Source organism: Rhizobium sp. 01N424 (genome assembly GCF_056399485.1).
In genome coordinates this window covers 83,583-100,545 of the sequence record NZ_JBFTRK010000007.1, presented here as the reverse complement: position 1 = coordinate 100,545, position 16,963 = coordinate 83,583, and the positions used below count along the sequence as shown (strand labels likewise).

Sequence of the window (16,963 nt, the reverse complement as noted above, 5' to 3'; positions counted from 1 at the left end):
AATTGGCGGCGGCGCCATAAAAGCGCCATAGGGTTAAGCGTCCGCTCAGATTGCTATATGATAGCGCGCCTAATGCCAAGTTACCGTGACGCCATTTTGTGCATCGCAGTATCAACTTTTAGGCACTCCTGCGATGCTGTAAACGCATAGCGGAAGCCGATGATTTATTTAGGCTTTTTGCACTCACGTTTTTTCATCATTTTTCAATCGATTATTGTTGCTGAAACGCGCGCAGGGTTGCATTCTGGTTGTATTCTATCGGGTCATCAGGCTCTTTGCATGCCGGAGTTGAAAACCAGCGACGTCAGCACGATCACCATCGGCGCCGCGGCCAAATTGCCGCAGACGCTGCTGATGCCGCCTGCAGCGGGCTCTCTCCTCGCACCTGTTAATCTAGGTCACCGCCGGCAGCTTTCTATTCATGCTCTTCGGTCGCTGCAGCGCCGTGTTGTGCAAAGCCTGCCGGCCTGCGCTGTCGAAGAGCTGGCTTATGGCGGCCGCATGTTGTTTGCGCCGGTGGCGCTCGGACTGGGCTCCCTTCTCTGGTTTGCCTGCGGTGCAGACATTTCACCGGCTGTGCCGCTTTCATGCGCGGTCGTGCTGCTTCTGCTGCTCGCCGTGACCGATCGCAGCCGGCAGTGGAGCCGGATCTGCGTGGCCTCCATGACGTTGATTGCTGCCGGCATCCTCGCCGCACAATTCGAGACCTGGAGAGCTGGTACTGTCGTTCTCGATTCGGCGGTAACGACGACGCTGACAGGCCGCGTAGAGCGGCGGGAAAGCGATGGCCGCGGCGGCTGGCGGTATCTGCTGGCGCTCAAGGCGACGGAGAACCCGGCGCTGAAGCGACCGCCAGAGCAGGTGACCGTGATTGCGCGCGGCCAGAAAGCGGAGTTCGAAACCGGGACTTGGCTGAAAGGCCGGGCAAGGCTGACGCCGCCGTCTGGGCCTGCTCTTCCCGGCCTCAACGACTTTTCGTTCGGTGCCTATTTCGACGGCGTCGGTGGCAACGGTTTCTTTTATGGTGCCCCTGCCGTGGTGCCAGCGGCCGAACCCGAGCCCGGATCGATGCAGGATCGCGCTATTGAATGGCTTTATCGCCTCAGAAGCGGCATCGGCGATCGTATCAGAGGCATCCTGCCTGGCGACACCGGCGCTTTCGCCGCCGCTCTCGTCACGGACGAGCGCCGCGCCATTTCGAGCGAGACGACCGAGGCGCTGCGCCAATCCGGGCTTGCGCATATCATTGCCATTTCCGGTCTCAACATGGCGCTGTCGGCAGGCATCTTCTTCGTCGGCTTCCGCAGCGTGCTCAGCCTGTTTCCGGCTGTCGTCCAGGCCTATCCCGTCAAGAAGATCGCCGCAGCCGGTGCGCTTGCCGCCGTCACCGCCTATTTTCTGATCTCGGGCTTCGCTGTCTCTGCCGAACGCGCCTTCATCATGATGGCGATCATGCTGGCGGCGGTCTTCTTCGACCGGCCGTCGATCAGTCTGCGCAACGTCGCCCTGTCGGCGCTGGTGATCATTATCCTCTCACCCTCGGAGATCATGGGGCCAAGCTTCCAGATGTCCTTCGCCGCGACACTGGCCCTCGTCGCGGGCTATGCGCTCTGGAAGGAGAGGCCGGTGCGCGACCGGCCCTTCGCAAAGTTTCGCGCCGTCAGGATGCTGTCTTCCGCCGCCGCGTTCTTCGGCGGCATCCTGCTGACCTCCGTCATCGGCGGCTTCTCGACTGCATTGTTCTCGGTCGAGCACTTCCACCGGCTGACGGCCTATGGCCTGCCAGCCAATCTCGCCGCAATGCCGATTATCTCCTTCATCATCATGCCGTTCGGCCTCATTGCCATGCTGCTGATGCCCTTCGGTCTCGATGCATGGGCGTGGCAGGTGACGGGTTTCGGGCTCGATCTGGTGATCGCCATCGCCAGGACGGTTGCCTCATGGGGCGGCGATATCGGCGTCGGGCGCCTGGCGTCTTGGTACTTTCCCGCGGCGGTGACAGGTTTCCTGCTGCTGACTTTGCTGCGCAGCCGCATGCGCCATCTCGGCACCGCGATCTTGATGGCATCGACGACAGCCGCCGCGATGTTGGGAGGTCCTCCGCCGCCGAAAATCGTGATTGCCGAGGACGGGAGCATGGCGGGCATCGTCAGCGACAACGGCCTCGCCACCAATCGCGAGCGGCCACCGGGCTTCATCTTTGATCAATGGAGGCGCGCTCTGGTGATCGATAAGCATCTGTCACCGGCGTTCCCGGCGCTCCCGGATATTCCCACCGCACCGCGCGGTGAAAGGCTGAAACTGACGGAGGCACAGCAGAACGACACCATGAACGCGATCAAGGCCAGTGCGACGGGCGAGCGCTTCTCATGCGTGAAAAAGGCCTGGTGTACAGCGAAGCTCGACAACGGTTCGATCCTGACCGTGATCGAGAATGCGGCGTTCCTTGGCCCAGCCTGCGACATATCCGATATCGTCGTCACACCGGTTCGCCTGCGCTTCGATACCTGCCGCTCAGGCGCCCTGCTTTTCACCGGGGAGACACTGCGGAAGACAGGCGCTGTCGAGCTTCGTTTCCCCAATGGGATCGCCGAAATCACCACATCATTCGAGGGTCTCGATCGTCCCTGGACCCGCCACCGCGCCTATGACTGGCGCAGTGGAGCTTTTGGTGAAAGCGAACCGCTCAGTGATAGCGGCGGATAAGGCCGACGAGCTTACCCTGAACCTTGACGCGGTCAGGTCCAAAAATGCGGGTTTCGTAAGCCGGGTTGGCGGCCTCGAGCGCAATGGACGCGCCCTTGCGGCGGAAGCGCTTCAGTGTTGCCTCTTCGTCATCGACGAGCGCAACGACGATATCACCGGCATTGGCGGTATTGGTGTTGCGGATGATGACCGTGTCGCCGTCGAAGATGCCGGCCTCGATCATGGAGTCGCCCTTGACCTCAAGAGCATAGTGCTCACCGTTTCCGAGCATGTCGGCGGGAACTGTAATGTCGTGGGTGTTCTGCTGGATCGCCGAAATCGGCACACCGGCTGCGATCCGGCCCATGACCGGCACGGAGATCGACGTGTGATTGTCCTCGTTCGCCGGCTTCGGCGGCGCGACCGGCTGCGGCTTGCCGAGGCTGCCTTCGATGACGCTCGGCGAGAATCCGCGGCGCGGCTGAATGCTCGGGCTGTAGGCTTCCGGAAGCTTGATGACCTCGAGTGCGCGCGCCCTGTTCGGTAGGCGGCGAATGAAACCGCGCTCTTCCAACGCGGTGATCAGGCGATGGATGCCCGACTTGGAAGCCAGGTCGAGCGCGTCCTTCATTTCGTCGAAGGACGGCGGTACGCCGGACTCTTTCATCCGCTCGTGAATGAAGAGGAGAAGCTCCTGTTGTTTGCGCGTCAGCATCGAAGTCTTTCCCCAGATTCGTGAAACAAAGCCAGAACGGACACTATATGTTCCATATGTGTTCCGCAAGTGCCTAAATATTGGTAAAACTTCCGATGATTTTTCGTCGTTTTTGAAAGTTTATTTGCCGGATTGGTGATCCACGCTTGCGCTTTGCCGGGCAGGGAGTGCAAATCTCTGCCGGCTTCACCGGAGGGAACCGCCATGACGCATCCGCTCGATCATCTGGTACTGCCCGTCACCCATATAGATGTTGCCCGCGAGCGACTCGGCCGTCTCGGTTTCACCGTCGCGGCCGATGGCCGTCATCCGTTCGGAACGGAGAATGCCTGCGTCTTCCTTGCCGACAGGACCTATCTCGAACCGCTCGGTGTCGCCAACCAGGCGGAGTGCGACGCGGCCGTCGCGAAGGGCAACAGCTTCGTCGCCCGCGATCAGGCCTTCCGCTTCCGCTGCGGCGATGACGGCTTTTCGGCTGTTGTCTTCGGCACCGATGATGCCGATGCGGACAAGGCTTCCTATGACGGCGCACAGCTGAGCGGCGGTGATATGGTCGAATTCTCGCGGCCGATCGTCATGCCCGACGGAACACAGGCGACAGGCGCCTTCAAGCTCGCCTTTGCCGCCGATCTCCGGGCACCCGATGTCTTCTTCTTCGCCTGCCAGCGGATCAACGCCTTTCCGGCCGATCGCAAGGCACTGGAAACCCATGCAAACGGCGTCACCGGCATCAGCGAGATTGCCCTGAGCGCTGAGGATCCGCAGGCCTTCGCCGAATTTCTGGAGACGGCCAGCGGTGGAGTGGAGCCTAAGGAGGCGGCACTCGGCCTATACTTCGAATTGCCGAACGGGAGACTTTCCATCTTCTCGAGCGAGGGCATGGAGGCCTATTTCGATGCCGAGCCACTTGTCACCGATAACGGCCTCAGGGCGCGCGCAATCGTGTTTTCGGTCGGTGATCTGGCCGTGACAGCGGCGCATTTGGCTGCTAACGGGATCACCCATGTCAGTATGAACAATCGTCTGCTGGTGAAGCCGGCGCCGGGACAAGGCGCAATCTTTGCCTTCGAGGAGACCCAATGACAAATACCAATGCAGAAGTCGTCGCCGGCGAGGGTGCTGGACGCGTTACTTTTTCGAATACGGGCAAGCTGTCGCTGATCGCCGGTCCCTGCCAGATGGAAAGCCGCGACCATGCTTTCATGGTCGCCGGTGTTCTGAGCGAACTCTGCAAGTCGCTCGGTATCGGCCTCGTCTATAAGTCGTCTTTCGACAAGGCGAACCGCACATCGCTTTCTGCCGAGCGCGGCATCGGTCTTGAAAAGGCGCTCGAAGTCTTCTCCGATCTGAAGAAGGAATTCGGCTTTCCTGTTCTGACCGATATCCACACGGAAGAGCAGTGCGAGCAGGTGGCAACCGTCGCCGACATCCTGCAGATCCCGGCCTTCCTCAGCCGCCAGACGGACCTTCTCGTTGCTGCCGCCAAGACCGGCCGGATCGTCAACGTCAAGAAGGGCCAGTTCCTGGCGCCCTGGGACATGAAGAATGTCCTCGCCAAGCTGAATGCCAGCGGCAATCCGAACATCCTGCTCTGCGAACGCGGTGCCTCCTTCGGGTACAACACACTGGTATCGGACATGCGCTCGCTGCCAATCATGGCTGCACTTGGCGCTCCCGTTATCTTCGACGCCACGCATTCCGTGCAGCAGCCGGGCGGGCAGGGCGGTTCGAGCGGCGGCCAGCGCGAATTCGTCGAGACCCTGGCGCGTGCCGCCGTTGCCGTCGGTGTCGCGGGTGTCTTCGTCGAAACGCACGAAGACCCGGACAACGCGCCGTCCGACGGACCGAACATGGTCTATCTGAAGGACATGCCGCGGCTTCTCGAAAAGCTTCTCGCCTTCGACGCCATCGCGAAAGCGGCCTGACGTTCAAAAGGCTGACATGATCCTGTAATAGGCCTCGAATGAGGCTGGAAACGAAGGCATGTTAGGCGGCTCAAAAACGGCCATTGTAATTTGCGTGCCTTCGATTAAGACGATTTCAAACGATTTATCCCACCCACCGAGCAGGAAGAAACCCATGACTGCAATTACCGATATCATCGCCCGCGAGATTCTCGATAGCCGTGGCAACCCCACCGTCGAGGTCGACGTTTATCTGGAAGATGGCAGCATGGGCCGCGCGGCTGTTCCGTCGGGTGCGTCGACCGGCGCGCACGAAGCCGTCGAAGTTCGCGATGGCGGCAAGCGCTATCTCGGCAAGGGTGTCGAAAAGGCCGTCGAAGCTGCCAACACCGAAATCTTCGACGCCATCGGCGGCATCGACGCCGAAAACCAGATCCAGATCGACAACATCATGATCGAACTGGACGGCACGCCGAACAAGTCGCGCCTCGGCGCCAACGCCATCCTCGGCGTTTCGCTGGCCGTCGCCAAGGCTGCTGCCGAAGCTGCCGGCCTGCCGCTCTATCGCTATGTCGGTGGCGCTTCCGCCCACCTGCTGCCTGTTCCGATGATGAACATCATCAACGGCGGCGCTCATGCCGACAACCCGATCGATTTCCAGGAATTCATGATCCTGCCCGTCGGCGCCGACTCGATCCGTGAAGCCGTCCGCATGGGTTCGGAAGTCTTCCACGTCCTCAAGAAGGAACTCTCGGCTCAGGGCCACAACACCAACGTCGGCGACGAAGGCGGTTTCGCACCGGGCCTGAAGAGCGCGCCTGAAGCCCTCGATTTCATCATGAAGTCGATCGAAAAGGCTGGCTACAAGCCGGGCGAAGACATCTATCTCGGCCTCGACTGCGCCTCGACCGAATTCTTCAAGGACGGCAAGTACGTTCTGGAAGGCGAAGGCCGCACGCTGGAGCCTGGCGCAATGGCCGAATACCTGGCGCAGCTCGCTGCCCAGTACCCGATCATCTCGATCGAAGACGGCATGGCTGAAGACGATTGGGACGGCTGGAAGGCTCTGACCGATCTGGCCGGCAAAAAGGTTCAGCTGGTCGGCGACGATCTCTTCGTCACCAATTCGGCCCGCCTGCGCGACGGTATCAAGATGGGCGTCGCCAACTCGATCCTCGTCAAGGTCAACCAGATCGGCTCGCTGACGGAAACCCTCGACGCCGTCAACACTGCGCACAAGGCAGCCTACACCGCCGTCATGTCGCACCGTTCGGGCGAAACCGAAGATTCCACGATTGCCGATCTCGCGGTTGCCACCAACTGCGGTCAGATCAAGACCGGCTCGCTGTCGCGCTCGGATCGTCTGGCAAAGTACAACCAGCTGATCCGCATCGAAGAGGGCCTCGGCCCGCAGGCCCGCTATGCCGGCCGCTCGATCATCCGCGGCTGATAGCCGTTAGCGATCAATGCCTTGAAACCCGCGCTTCACCGGCGCGGGTTTTTTCTTGCTCGCAAGAATTCATAGTCAACGGACGGTTAATCTCTCAGCGCTACTGTCATCGCATAGGTAATGCGTTTTAGAGCATGTGTGCGTATGTGGACAAAGCATCATAAGAAAAAGAAGATCGGCCGGTTCGTTGTTCCGGCTATGACGATCGCCTTTCTCTCCTATTTCGGCTATCATTGCATCCATGGCGATTACGGCCTGCGTGCGACCGAAGTCTTCGAGCAGCGGCGCATCGCCCGCGAGAAGGAGCTTGCGACGCTGAAGGCCAAGCGCGAGCATATCGAGCAGCAGGTCGCGCTTTTGAGTGATGGCTCTCTCGACAAGGATATGCTAGACGAAAAAGCCCGTTACCAGCTGAATGTGTCACGCGCCGACGAGGTCGTCATATTCAATTCATATTCCAATTAACTGAAAACAAGTTAATCGTTAATTATATAGAATTATCAGTGGCTTAATCCTGAATACGTGCCATGCATTTATGGCATTGCTGTGGCCATATTTCTTCCCTATGGTACGCGCCACCTAAGAACCACAAACCCATAGGGAGGGTTGAATGGCGCCGCGAAAGAACGCGACCGTTTCCAGCCGCAAGACCAGCGCAAAATCCGCAGCCAAGGCCTCGAATGGTGGTCCTGTCGCCGATTTCGATCGCGACGAGGAGCTCAAGGCTTACCGCGAGATGCTGCTGATCCGCCGCTTCGAAGAGAAGGCCGGCCAGCTTTACGGCATGGGCTTCATCGGTGGTTTCTGTCACCTTTACATCGGTCAGGAAGCTGTCGTCGTCGGCATGCAGATGGCGCAGAAGGATGGCGATCAGGTCATCACCGCCTACCGTGACCACGGCCACATGCTGGCAACCGGCATGAGCGCCCGCGGCGTCATGGCCGAACTGACCGGCCGCCGCAACGGCTATTCCCACGGGAAGGGCGGTTCGATGCACATGTTCTCCAAGGAAAAGCATTTCTACGGCGGACACGGCATCGTCGGCGCGCAGGTCTCGCTCGGCACCGGCCTGGCATTTGCCAACCGCTACCGCGGCAATGACTCGGTCAGCGTCGCCTATTTCGGCGACGGCGCGGCTAACCAGGGCCAGGTCTACGAAAGCTTCAATATGGCGGCACTCTGGAAGCTGCCGATCATCTATATCGTCGAAAACAACCGCTACGCCATGGGCACCTCCACGGCTCGCGCCACCGCACAGTCGAACTATTCGCTGCGCGGCTCCGGCTTCGGCATTCTGGGCGTACAGGTCGATGGTATGGACGTGCGCGCCGTCAAGGCTGCCGCCGACGAGGCGCTCGATCATTGCCGCTCCGGCAAGGGCCCGATCATCCTGGAAATGCTGACCTACCGCTACCGCGGCCACTCCATGTCGGACCCGGCCAAGTACCGTTCCAAGGACGAAGTGCAGAAGATGCGCTCGGAGCATGATCCGATCGAGCAGGTGCGCCAGCGCCTCGTCGAAAAGGGCTGGGCCTCCGAAGACGATCTGAAGGCGATCGACAAGGACGTCCGCGACATCGTCGCCGACAGTGCCGATTTCGCCCAGAACGATCCGGAGCCGGATGCATCCGCGCTCTACACCGACATTCTGCTCTAATCGGGGAGGGAACCAATGCCTATCGATATCCTCATGCCCGCCCTCTCTCCGACGATGGAAGAAGGCACGCTGTCTAAGTGGCTCAAGAATGAAGGCGACAAGGTCACCTCGGGTGACGTGATTGCCGAAATCGAAACCGACAAGGCGACGATGGAAGTCGAAGCCGTCGATGAAGGCGTGATCGGCAAGCTGCTGGTTCCGGCCGGCACCGAAAACGTCAAGGTCAATGCCAAGATCGCGATCCTCCTGCAGGACGGCGAATCGGCTTCCGACATCTCGGCCGCACCCGCTGCTGCACCGGCACCTGCCGCTGCTCCCACACCGGCCGCAGAAGCCAAGCCTGCCGCAGCACCGGTTCCGGCTGAACCGAAGGCAGCAGCACCGAACGATCCGGAAATCCCCGCCGGCACCGAGATGGTCTCCATGACCGTTCGCGAAGCGCTTCGCGACGCGATGGCCGAAGAAATGCGCGCCGACGACAACGTCTTCGTCATGGGCGAAGAAGTGGCCGAGTATCAGGGCGCCTACAAGGTGACCCAGGGCCTGCTGCAGGAATTTGGCGCTCGCCGCGTCATCGATACCCCGATCACCGAGCACGGCTTTGCCGGCGTCGGCGTCGGCGCTGCGATGGCCGGCTTGAAGCCGATCGTCGAGTTCATGACCTTCAACTTCGCCATGCAGGCGATCGACCAGATCATCAACTCGGCTGCAAAGACGCTCTACATGTCCGGCGGCCAGATGGGCGCTCCGATCGTCTTCCGCGGCCCGAATGGTGCCGCCGCACGCGTCGGCGCTCAGCACAGCCAGGATTATGCCTCCTGGTACAGCCAGATACCGGGCCTCAAGGTCGTCATGCCCTACACGGCAGCCGACGCCAAGGGCCTGCTGAAGGCCGCGATCCGTGATCCGAACCCGGTCGTCTTCCTCGAAAACGAAATTCTCTACGGCCAGCACTTCGACGTGCCGAAGCTCGATAATTTCGTCCTCCCGATCGGTAAGGCCCGCATTCACCGCCAGGGCAAGGACGTCACCATCGTCTCCTTCGGCATCGGCATGACCTATGCGGTCAAGGCAGCCGCTGAACTCGAGAAGATCGGCATCGACGTCGAACTGATCGACCTTCGCACCCTGCGCCCGATGGACCTTCCGACGGTGATCGAATCGGTCAAGAAGACCGGCCGCCTGGTTACCGTCGAAGAAGGCTACCCGCAGAACTCGGTTGGCACCGAAATCGCCACCCGCGTCATGCAGCAGGCCTTCGATTATCTCGACGCACCGGTCCTGACGATCGCCGGCAAGGACGTTCCGATGCCTTACGCCGCAAACCTCGAAAAGCTGGCGCTGCCGAATGTCGACGAAGTCGTCCAGGCAGTGAAGACCGTCTGCTACAAATAAGGGGAGGGTATTTCGATGCCTATCAACATCACGATGCCTGCCCTCTCTCCGACGATGGAAGAAGGCAACCTGGCCAAGTGGCTGGTCAAGGAAGGCGATACGGTCAAGTCTGGCGATGTCATCGCCGAGATCGAAACCGACAAGGCGACGATGGAAGTCGAAGCGGTCGATGAAGGCACCGTTGCCAAGATCGTCGTTCCTGCTGGCACGGAAGGCGTCAAGGTCAACGCGCTGATTGCCGTTCTGGCCGCCGAGGGTGAAGACGTGAAGGCGGCCGCAAGCGGCGCCGGCTCGTCCGCGCCGGCTCCGAAGGCCGAAGCTGCCCCGGCACCGAAGGCTGAAGCCGCAGCTGCCCCGGCAGCAGCCGCCCCTGCGGCGCAGGCTCCGGCCGCAGCACCTGCTGCTGCATCGTCTGGCAACCGCACCTTCTCTTCGCCGCTGGCACGCCGCCTCGCGAAGGAAGCCGGTATCGATCTCGCTGCTGTCACCGGCTCCGGCCCGCATGGCCGCGTCGTCAAGAGCGATGTCGAAGCTGCCGTATCCGGTGGTGGTGCCAAGGCGGCTGCGCCTGCTGCTTCTGCAGCTGCACCTCAGGCCGCTGCCGCTCCTGCCGCCCCGAAGGGTGCTTCGGAAGAAGCCGTTCTCAAGCTCTTCGAGCAGGGTTCCTACGAGCTCGTGCCGCATGACAACATGCGCAAGACGATTGCCCGCCGTCTGGTAGAATCGAAGCAGACCGTGCCGCACTTCTACGTCACCGTCGATTGCGAACTCGACGCGCTGATGGCGCTTCGCGCGCAACTGAACGATGCCGCGCCCCGCAAGGACAGCGCACCGGCCTACAAGCTCTCGGTCAACGACATGGTCATCAAGGCGATGGCTCTGGCACTGCGCGACGTTCCGGATGCGAACGTCTCTTGGACCGACAACAACATGGTCAAGCACAAGCATGCCGATGTCGGCGTCGCCGTCTCGATCCCCGGCGGCCTGATCACCCCGATCATCCGCAAGGCCGAGCTGAAGACGCTGTCTGCCATCTCCAACGAGATGAAGGACCTCGGCAAGCGCGCCAAGGATCGCAAGCTGAAGCCTGAAGAATATCAGGGTGGCACGACCTCGGTTTCGAACATGGGCATGATGGGCGTGAAGGATTTCGCAGCCGTCATCAACCCGCCGCATGCAACGATCCTGGCGGTCGGCGCAGGCGAGCAGCGCGTCGTCGTCAAGAAGGGCGAGATGGCCATTGCAACGGTCATGAGCGTCACCCTGTCGACCGACCATCGCTGCGTCGACGGTGCGCTCGGCGCGCAGCTGCTGCAGGCCTTCAAGGGCTATATCGAAAACCCGATGGGCATGCTCGTCTGAGCATTGAGCGGAGGCGGAAATGACGAAGACCGTTCTTTGCTATGGTGACTCGCTGACCTGGGGCTACAGCGCCGAGACGATAGGCCGCCATGCCTACGAGGATCGTTGGCCGAGCGTGCTGCAGGCAGCGCTCGGCAACGGCACGCGCGTCATCGCTGAAGGCTTGAACGGCCGGACCACCGCCTTCGACGACCATCTGGCCGATTGCGACCGCAACGGTGCCCATGTGCTGCCGACCATCCTGCAGACGCATGCACCGCTCGATCTCGTCATCCTGCTGCTTGGCACCAACGACATGAAGCCTGTCGTGGCGGGTTCGGCCTTTGCCGCCTGCCAGGGCATCGCCCGCTTGGTGCGGCTGATCCGCAATCACGCCTGGCCCTTCGAGTTCGACGGGCCGGATATCCTGATCGTCGCGCCGCCGGTTCTATGCGAGACGGCGAACGCGCCGTTTGCGGCGTCCTTTGCCGGTGGTGTCGAGGAGTCGGCAAAGCTTGCGACCCTCTATCGCGATCTCGCCGACGAGCTCGGCTGCGGTTTCTTCGACGGCAGTTCGGTTGCGAGAACCACGCCGCTCGATGGCGTGCATCTCGATGCGGAAAATACCCGCGCTCTCGGGCGCGGTCTGGAATCGGTCGTCCGGATGATGCTGGGAGTTTGACCGTGGGCACCTTCGCCGCGCTGCGGCCGGCGGAACGGCGGGATGCGGCGGAACTCGCGATCCTCGTCGATATCGGCTCTCACGGTTTCGCCTCCTGGCTTTGGTTCTCCGAGGTCTCCGGCGGCAAGGTCGATACGCCTCTCGAGCAGGGCCGGCTGAAGATGAGCCGGGATGGCGAGTGGGGCAGCTGGCAGAATGCTGTTGTCGCCGAAGCCTATGGCGAAATCGCCGGAGCGGCGGTGGGTTACGAACTGGGCGCTGGCATCAGCGCCATCGAAACGGATCGCCCGGCGCTGGTGCCTGTGATCACCATGCAGAAGACGGTCGCCGGCGGCTGGTTCATCGGTACGCTGGCCGTCTACCGCCATCTGCGCGGCATCGGCATTGGAATGAAACTGCTCGGCGACCAGATCGACAAGGCAAATGGTTTGCCGGTCAGCCTGATCACATCGAGCGACAATGAGGCAGCGCTGGCGCTGTACAAGAAGAATGGTTTCTCGGAAGCGGATCGCGCGGATGCCGTGCCGATTTTCGAGAGCAGCAGGAAACACGAGTGGGTGCTTTTGACCCGCCTCGCCGGATAAAAAGGCAGGAAACATGGCTGAGAATTACGACGTCATCATCATCGGTTCGGGTCCGGGCGGCTATGTCGCGGCGGTGCGCGCCGGTCAGCTCGGTCTGAAGGTCGCGATCGTCGAGCGCGAGCACCTGGGCGGCATCTGCCTCAACTGGGGCTGTATCCCGACAAAGGCGCTGCTGCGCTCCGCCGAAATCCTCGATCATTCGAACCACCTGAAGGACTACGGCCTCGTTCTCGAAGGGTCGGTCAAGGCCGACACCAAGGCCGTCGTCGCCCGCTCGCGCGCCGTTTCCGGCCGCCTGAATGCCGGCGTCGGCTTCCTGATGAAGAAGAACAAGGTCGACGTCATCTGGGGCGAGGCAAAGATCACCAAGCCTGGCGAGATTGTTGTCTCCAAGTCGACGAAGCCTGTTGTCGAGCCGCAGCATCCGCTGCCGAAGAACATCAAGGCCGAGGGCGGCACCTACACCGCCAAGCACATTATCATCGCCACCGGCGCCCGTCCGCGCGCGCTGCCGGGCATTGAGCCGGATGGCAAGCTGATCTGGACCTATTTCGAAGCGCTGAAGCCGGATGTTCTGCCGAAGTCGCTGATCGTCATGGGCTCGGGCGCCATCGGCATCGAGTTCGCCAGCTTCTACCGCTCGATGGGCGTCGACGTCACCGTCGTCGAAGTCATGCCGACCATCATGCCGGTCGAAGATGCCGAGATCACCGCGATCGCCCGCAAGCAGCTGGAAAAGCGCGGCCTGAAGATTTTCACCAGTGCCAAGATCACCAAGGTCGAGAAATCGGCAGACAGCGTCACCGCGCATGTCGAGACGGCTGACGGCAAGGTCCAGCAGATCACTGCGGACCGGATGATCTCCGCCGTCGGTGTCCAGGGCAATATCGAAAACCTCGGCCTCGAGGCGCTCGGCGTCAAGACCGACCGCGGCTGCGTCGTCATCGACGGCTACGGCAAGACCAATGTCCCCGGCATCTACGCGATCGGCGACGTTGCCGGTCCGCCGATGCTCGCTCACAAGGCCGAGCATGAAGGCGTCGTCTGCATCGAGAAGATCGCCGGCCTGCCGAACGTCCATCCGACCGACAAGAGCAAGGTCCCGGGCTGCACCTATTGCAACCCGCAGGTCGCCTCCGTCGGTCTGACGGAAGCCAAGGCCAAGGAAGCCGGCCGCGATATCCGCGTCGGCCGCTTCTCCTTCGTTGCCAACGGCAAGGCCATCGCGCTCGGCGAAGACCAGGGCATGGTCAAGGTCATCTTCGACAAGAAGACCGGCGAATTGCTCGGCGCCCACATGGTCGGTGCCGAAGTCACCGAACTGATTCAGGGCTTCGTCGTCGCCATGAACCTGGAGACGACCGAAGAAGAACTGATGCACACGATCTTCCCGCATCCGACCGTTTCGGAATCGATGAAGGAAGCCGTGCTCGACGCTTACGGACGCGTGCTGAACGCTTGATAATTTCCGTTTCCGCCCTCTTTCTTGAGGATGGCAGAGGCCATCCCTGAAACAGGGAAAACGAAAGGAAATCATCATGTCAATGAGTACGCAGGCATTGCTCATCTTCCTGCTGATCGGGCTTGTCGCCGGTTTTCTGGCAAGCCTCGTGGTCGGTGGGGGCGGGCTGATACGGTGCCTGCTGAGCGGCGTCATCGGCGCCTTCGTGGGCGGGTTTCTGTTCAATGCACTGGGCATCTCGCTGGGCATTGAAAATGCGTTGGTGGTACAGATCATTCACGCCACGGTCGGCGCCATCATCGTGGTGCTGATCGCAAGGGCAATAGCGTAGGGAAAAGGGCTCATATGGAAGGCGTCGGCTGGATAGCAGCAATCATCATCGGCGGTTTTGCGGGCTGGCTCGCAGGCAAGCTGATGGAGGCACGGTACGGCATTCTGCTGAACATCGTGCTCGGCATTGTCGGCTCCGTCGTCGCCACCGCCATTCTGGCGCAATTCCATATCGAAGTGGCCGGCGGGCGGTTCGGCTACTTCGTCACCGGCTTCCTGGGCGCCTGCCTGCTGATTTTCCTCGCCCGGCTCGTCCGGCGATGATGCACATGACGGCTCGATTGTAAGATCGGCGTAAAACACTTATGTGCAGACTGATGATGAAGCCGCATGGGGCGGCGGAAAGTTGAAACTGCAATGGTCACTATCCTCGACACGATCAATCCCGATGTAAAGCGCGTGCGCCATCCCGAAAAGGCCCACCGGCCGGACCAGGAAGTGCTGCGCAAGCCGGACTGGATCCGCGTCAAGGCGCCGACGTCGAAGGGTTATTCCGAGACGCGCTCGATCGTGAAGGAGCACAAGCTCGTCACCGTCTGCGAGGAAGCCGGCTGCCCGAATATCGGCGAGTGCTGGGACAAAAAGCACGCCACCTTCATGATCATGGGCGAGATCTGTACCCGCGCCTGTGCCTTCTGCAATGTCTCGACAGGCAAGCCGAATGCGCTGGATATGGCCGAGCCCGAGAATGTCGCCAAGGCCGTCAAGCAGATGGGCCTTTCCCACGTCGTCATCACCTCGGTCGATCGTGACGATCTGGCCGATGGCGGCGCCGAGCATTTCGAAAAGGTGATCTGGGCGATCCGCGCCGCGTCGCCAATGACGACGATCGAGATCCTGACGCCTGACTTCCTGAAGAAGCCGGGTGCTCTGGAGCGCGTCGTCGCCGCCAAGCCCGATGTTTTCAATCACAACATGGAAACCGTGCCGGGCAATTATCTGACGGTTCGCCCCGGCGCCCGCTATTTCCACTCCATTCGCCTGCTGCAGCGCGTGAAGGAACTGGATCCGACGATGTTCACCAAATCGGGCATCATGGTCGGTCTCGGCGAAGAGCGGAATGAAGTCCTCCAGCTGATGGACGACCTGCGCACCGCCGACGTCGATTTCCTGACGATCGGCCAGTACCTGCAGCCGACCAAGAAGCACCATGCGGTCATGAGCTTCGTCACGCCGGAAGAATTCAAGTCCTACGAGACGGTCGCCTATACAAAGGGCTTCCTGATGGTCGCTTCCAGCCCGTTGACGCGCTCCTCGCATCACGCCGGCGACGATTTCGCCCGTCTGAAAGCGGCGCGCGAAAAGAAGCTGCTGATCGCCGCAGAATAAAATCCCTGCTTGCATTTTTTAGAAGCCGCGGCGATTTTCGCCGCGGCTTTTTGTTTGCAAGCGAGAGACGCGATGCCTGCTTATATCGACGATATCGGTGAAGCTGTCCGCCTCGCGCGCCGGTCCTCCCGGATCATGGTCATCGGCTGCTCCGGCGGCGGCAAGAGCACGCTGTCGCGAAAGCTCTCCGCAAGGCTCGGTCTGACCCATATCTCGATGGACAAGGAATTCTTCTGGCTGCCGGATTGGGTGAAGCGTCAGAAAGCCGAGGAACGGCAATTGATCACCGATACCGTCAACGGCGAAGGTTGGCTGATGGACGGAACCGGCCCATCGACCTTCGATATCCGCGTCCCGCGCACGCAACTGATCCTCTGGGTGCGCATGCCGCGCTGGCTTTGCCTATGGGGAATCTGCAAGCGTGCTTTCTTTCATCTCGGCAAGACGCGGCCGGATATGGCGCCCGGATGCCGGGAACAGCTGCCGGATCGCGAGTTCCTCACCTACATCTGGACGTTCGAGCAGCGGTTCGCACCGCTCGTCATCGCCGGTATCGATCGCTATGGCCCTGATGTCCCGGTTTTCCAGCTGAAAAGCCGGCGAGAGGTGAGCCGCCTTCTTGATCTTCTCGATGCGCCCGCTTAACTGCCCTTCATGCCGCAATTCGAAACGCATCGCCCCGTTCCCCATAGTGCCGAGCAGATGTTCGACCTCGTTGCCGATGTCGAACGCTATCCGGAATTCCTGCCGCTCTGCGAGGCACTGACCGTGCGCAGCCGCAAGGAGCGCGATGGCAAGATCCTGCTCGTGGCCGACATGACGGTCGGCTACAAGGCGATCCGCGAAACCTTCACGACCCAGGTGCTGCTCAACAAGGCCGAACACGTCATCGACGTCAAATATATCGATGGCCCGTTCAAGTATCTCGACAACCGCTGGAACTTCACCGGCGCGACCAACGGCTCGACGGTGAATTTCTTCATCGACTACGAGTTCAAGAGCCGCATCCTCGGCGCGCTCATGGGGACGATGTTCGACAGGGCGTTCCGCATGTTCACGGAAGCCTTCGAAAAACGCGCGACGGCGATCTACGGTAGCTGAGCTTAGCGGTCGAGGAAGTGGTCGAAGACCTGCGTTGCCGGATAGGCATAGTAGCCGCGATCGACAAAGCTGCGGCGGTAGAGGCAGTTCCTCAGCGCCGTATTGTAGCGGAGGCTGCGCGTGTCGGGCGAACCGCGCCACGAAATCGATTCTCGCTCGCAATAGGAGAGGGCGCGATCGTAGCGCGCCAGCAGCACCGGATCGGAATCGACACGGATGCCGGTATAGGTCTGGTAATTGGACGGTGCTTCCGCGGCGGAAATGCAGCCGAGACTCAATGCAACGCCGAAGACGGCCAAGTATCGCATGGGAACAATCCTTCAAAACC

18 protein-coding genes are annotated in these 16,963 nt (G+C 61.0%); 16 read left to right on the top strand and 2 right to left on the bottom strand.

Annotated elements, in window-relative coordinates:
• Nucleotides 1-279 precede the first annotated feature (279 nt).
• The gene (locus AC1DNK_RS18345) at nt 280-2,706 is read left to right on the top strand and encodes a ComEC/Rec2 family competence protein (protein ID WP_477942644.1); all 2,427 of its coding nucleotides are present in this window, start codon (nt 280-282) and stop codon (nt 2,704-2,706) included.
• Here the strand turns inward: AC1DNK_RS18345 and lexA are convergent.
• Complete coding sequence (gene lexA, locus AC1DNK_RS18340; protein WP_112388118.1) at nt 2,687-3,400, bottom strand: transcriptional repressor LexA; 714 nt, start codon at nt 3,398-3,400, stop codon at nt 2,687-2,689. The two genes, AC1DNK_RS18345 and lexA, sit on opposite strands and share 20 nt — an antisense overlap.
• Nucleotides 3,401-3,604: 204 nt before the next feature.
• On the opposite strand from lexA, the gene AC1DNK_RS18335 reads away from it, so the two are divergent.
• From AC1DNK_RS18335 to AC1DNK_RS18265, 15 genes are all read left to right on the top strand, one after another.
• The gene (locus tag AC1DNK_RS18335) at nt 3,605-4,483 is read left to right on the top strand and encodes a VOC family protein (RefSeq protein ID WP_477942642.1); all 879 of its coding nucleotides are present in this window, start codon (nt 3,605-3,607) and stop codon (nt 4,481-4,483) included.
• A complete protein-coding gene (gene kdsA, locus AC1DNK_RS18330) occupies nt 4,480-5,325 on the top strand; it encodes a 3-deoxy-8-phosphooctulonate synthase (RefSeq protein WP_310299137.1) in 846 nt (281 codons plus the stop codon). The genes AC1DNK_RS18335 and kdsA overlap by 4 nt, the downstream gene beginning before the upstream one ends.
• Nucleotides 5,326-5,479: 154 nt before the next feature.
• On the top strand, nt 5,480-6,754 hold the full coding sequence (gene eno / locus AC1DNK_RS18325) for a phosphopyruvate hydratase (protein ID WP_112388121.1): 1,275 nt from the start codon (nt 5,480-5,482) through the stop codon (nt 6,752-6,754).
• 144 nt (nt 6,755-6,898) lie between these two features.
• The gene (locus AC1DNK_RS18320; protein WP_477942876.1) at nt 6,899-7,219 is read left to right on the top strand and encodes an FtsB family cell division protein; all 321 of its coding nucleotides are present in this window, start codon (nt 6,899-6,901) and stop codon (nt 7,217-7,219) included.
• A gap of 145 nt (nt 7,220-7,364) precedes the next feature.
• Entirely contained in the window at nt 7,365-8,411 is a 1,047-nt protein-coding gene (gene pdhA, locus AC1DNK_RS18315; RefSeq protein WP_477942640.1) for a pyruvate dehydrogenase (acetyl-transferring) E1 component subunit alpha, read from the top strand.
• Nucleotides 8,412-8,426: 15 nt separating this feature from the next.
• Nucleotides 8,427-9,806, top strand: coding sequence for a pyruvate dehydrogenase complex E1 component subunit beta (locus AC1DNK_RS18310; RefSeq protein ID WP_477942638.1), 1,380 nt, complete (start codon nt 8,427-8,429; stop codon nt 9,804-9,806).
• 15 nt (nt 9,807-9,821) lie between these two features.
• Entirely contained in the window at nt 9,822-11,168 is a 1,347-nt protein-coding gene (locus AC1DNK_RS18305) for a pyruvate dehydrogenase complex dihydrolipoamide acetyltransferase (RefSeq protein WP_477942636.1), read from the top strand.
• Nucleotides 11,169-11,187: 19 nt separating this feature from the next.
• The gene (locus AC1DNK_RS18300; protein ID WP_477942634.1) at nt 11,188-11,829 is read left to right on the top strand and encodes an SGNH/GDSL hydrolase family protein; all 642 of its coding nucleotides are present in this window, start codon (nt 11,188-11,190) and stop codon (nt 11,827-11,829) included.
• A 2-nt stretch (nt 11,830-11,831) separates the two neighbouring features.
• A complete protein-coding gene (locus AC1DNK_RS18295) occupies nt 11,832-12,413 on the top strand; it encodes a GNAT family N-acetyltransferase (RefSeq protein ID WP_477942632.1) in 582 nt (193 codons plus the stop codon).
• A 13-nt stretch (nt 12,414-12,426) separates the two neighbouring features.
• Nucleotides 12,427-13,875 carry a dihydrolipoyl dehydrogenase gene (gene lpdA / locus AC1DNK_RS18290; RefSeq protein ID WP_477942630.1) on the top strand — a complete coding sequence of 483 codons (1,449 nt, stop codon included), beginning with the start codon at nt 12,427-12,429 and terminating at the stop codon, nt 13,873-13,875.
• Between the two features lie 76 nt (nt 13,876-13,951).
• A complete protein-coding gene (locus AC1DNK_RS18285) occupies nt 13,952-14,206 on the top strand; it encodes a GlsB/YeaQ/YmgE family stress response membrane protein (RefSeq protein WP_112539526.1) in 255 nt (84 codons plus the stop codon).
• Between the two features lie 14 nt (nt 14,207-14,220).
• Nucleotides 14,221-14,469: a GlsB/YeaQ/YmgE family stress response membrane protein gene (locus AC1DNK_RS18280; protein ID WP_477942628.1), complete on the top strand. Its 249-nt coding sequence runs from the start codon at nt 14,221-14,223 to the stop codon at nt 14,467-14,469.
• 93 nt (nt 14,470-14,562) lie between these two features.
• Complete coding sequence (gene lipA / locus AC1DNK_RS18275; RefSeq protein WP_477942626.1) at nt 14,563-15,534, top strand: lipoyl synthase; 972 nt, start codon at nt 14,563-14,565, stop codon at nt 15,532-15,534.
• A gap of 72 nt (nt 15,535-15,606) precedes the next feature.
• Nucleotides 15,607-16,179, top strand: coding sequence for a P-loop NTPase family protein (locus AC1DNK_RS18270; RefSeq protein WP_477942624.1), 573 nt, complete (start codon nt 15,607-15,609; stop codon nt 16,177-16,179).
• A 9-nt stretch (nt 16,180-16,188) separates the two neighbouring features.
• Nucleotides 16,189-16,635, top strand: coding sequence for a type II toxin-antitoxin system RatA family toxin (locus AC1DNK_RS18265; protein ID WP_477942622.1), 447 nt, complete (start codon nt 16,189-16,191; stop codon nt 16,633-16,635).
• A 2-nt stretch (nt 16,636-16,637) separates the two neighbouring features.
• Here the strand turns inward: AC1DNK_RS18265 and AC1DNK_RS18260 are convergent, their stop codons facing one another.
• A complete protein-coding gene (locus tag AC1DNK_RS18260; protein ID WP_477942620.1) occupies nt 16,638-16,943 on the bottom strand; it encodes a hypothetical protein in 306 nt (101 codons plus the stop codon).
• Nucleotides 16,944-16,963: the final 20 nt, after the last annotated feature.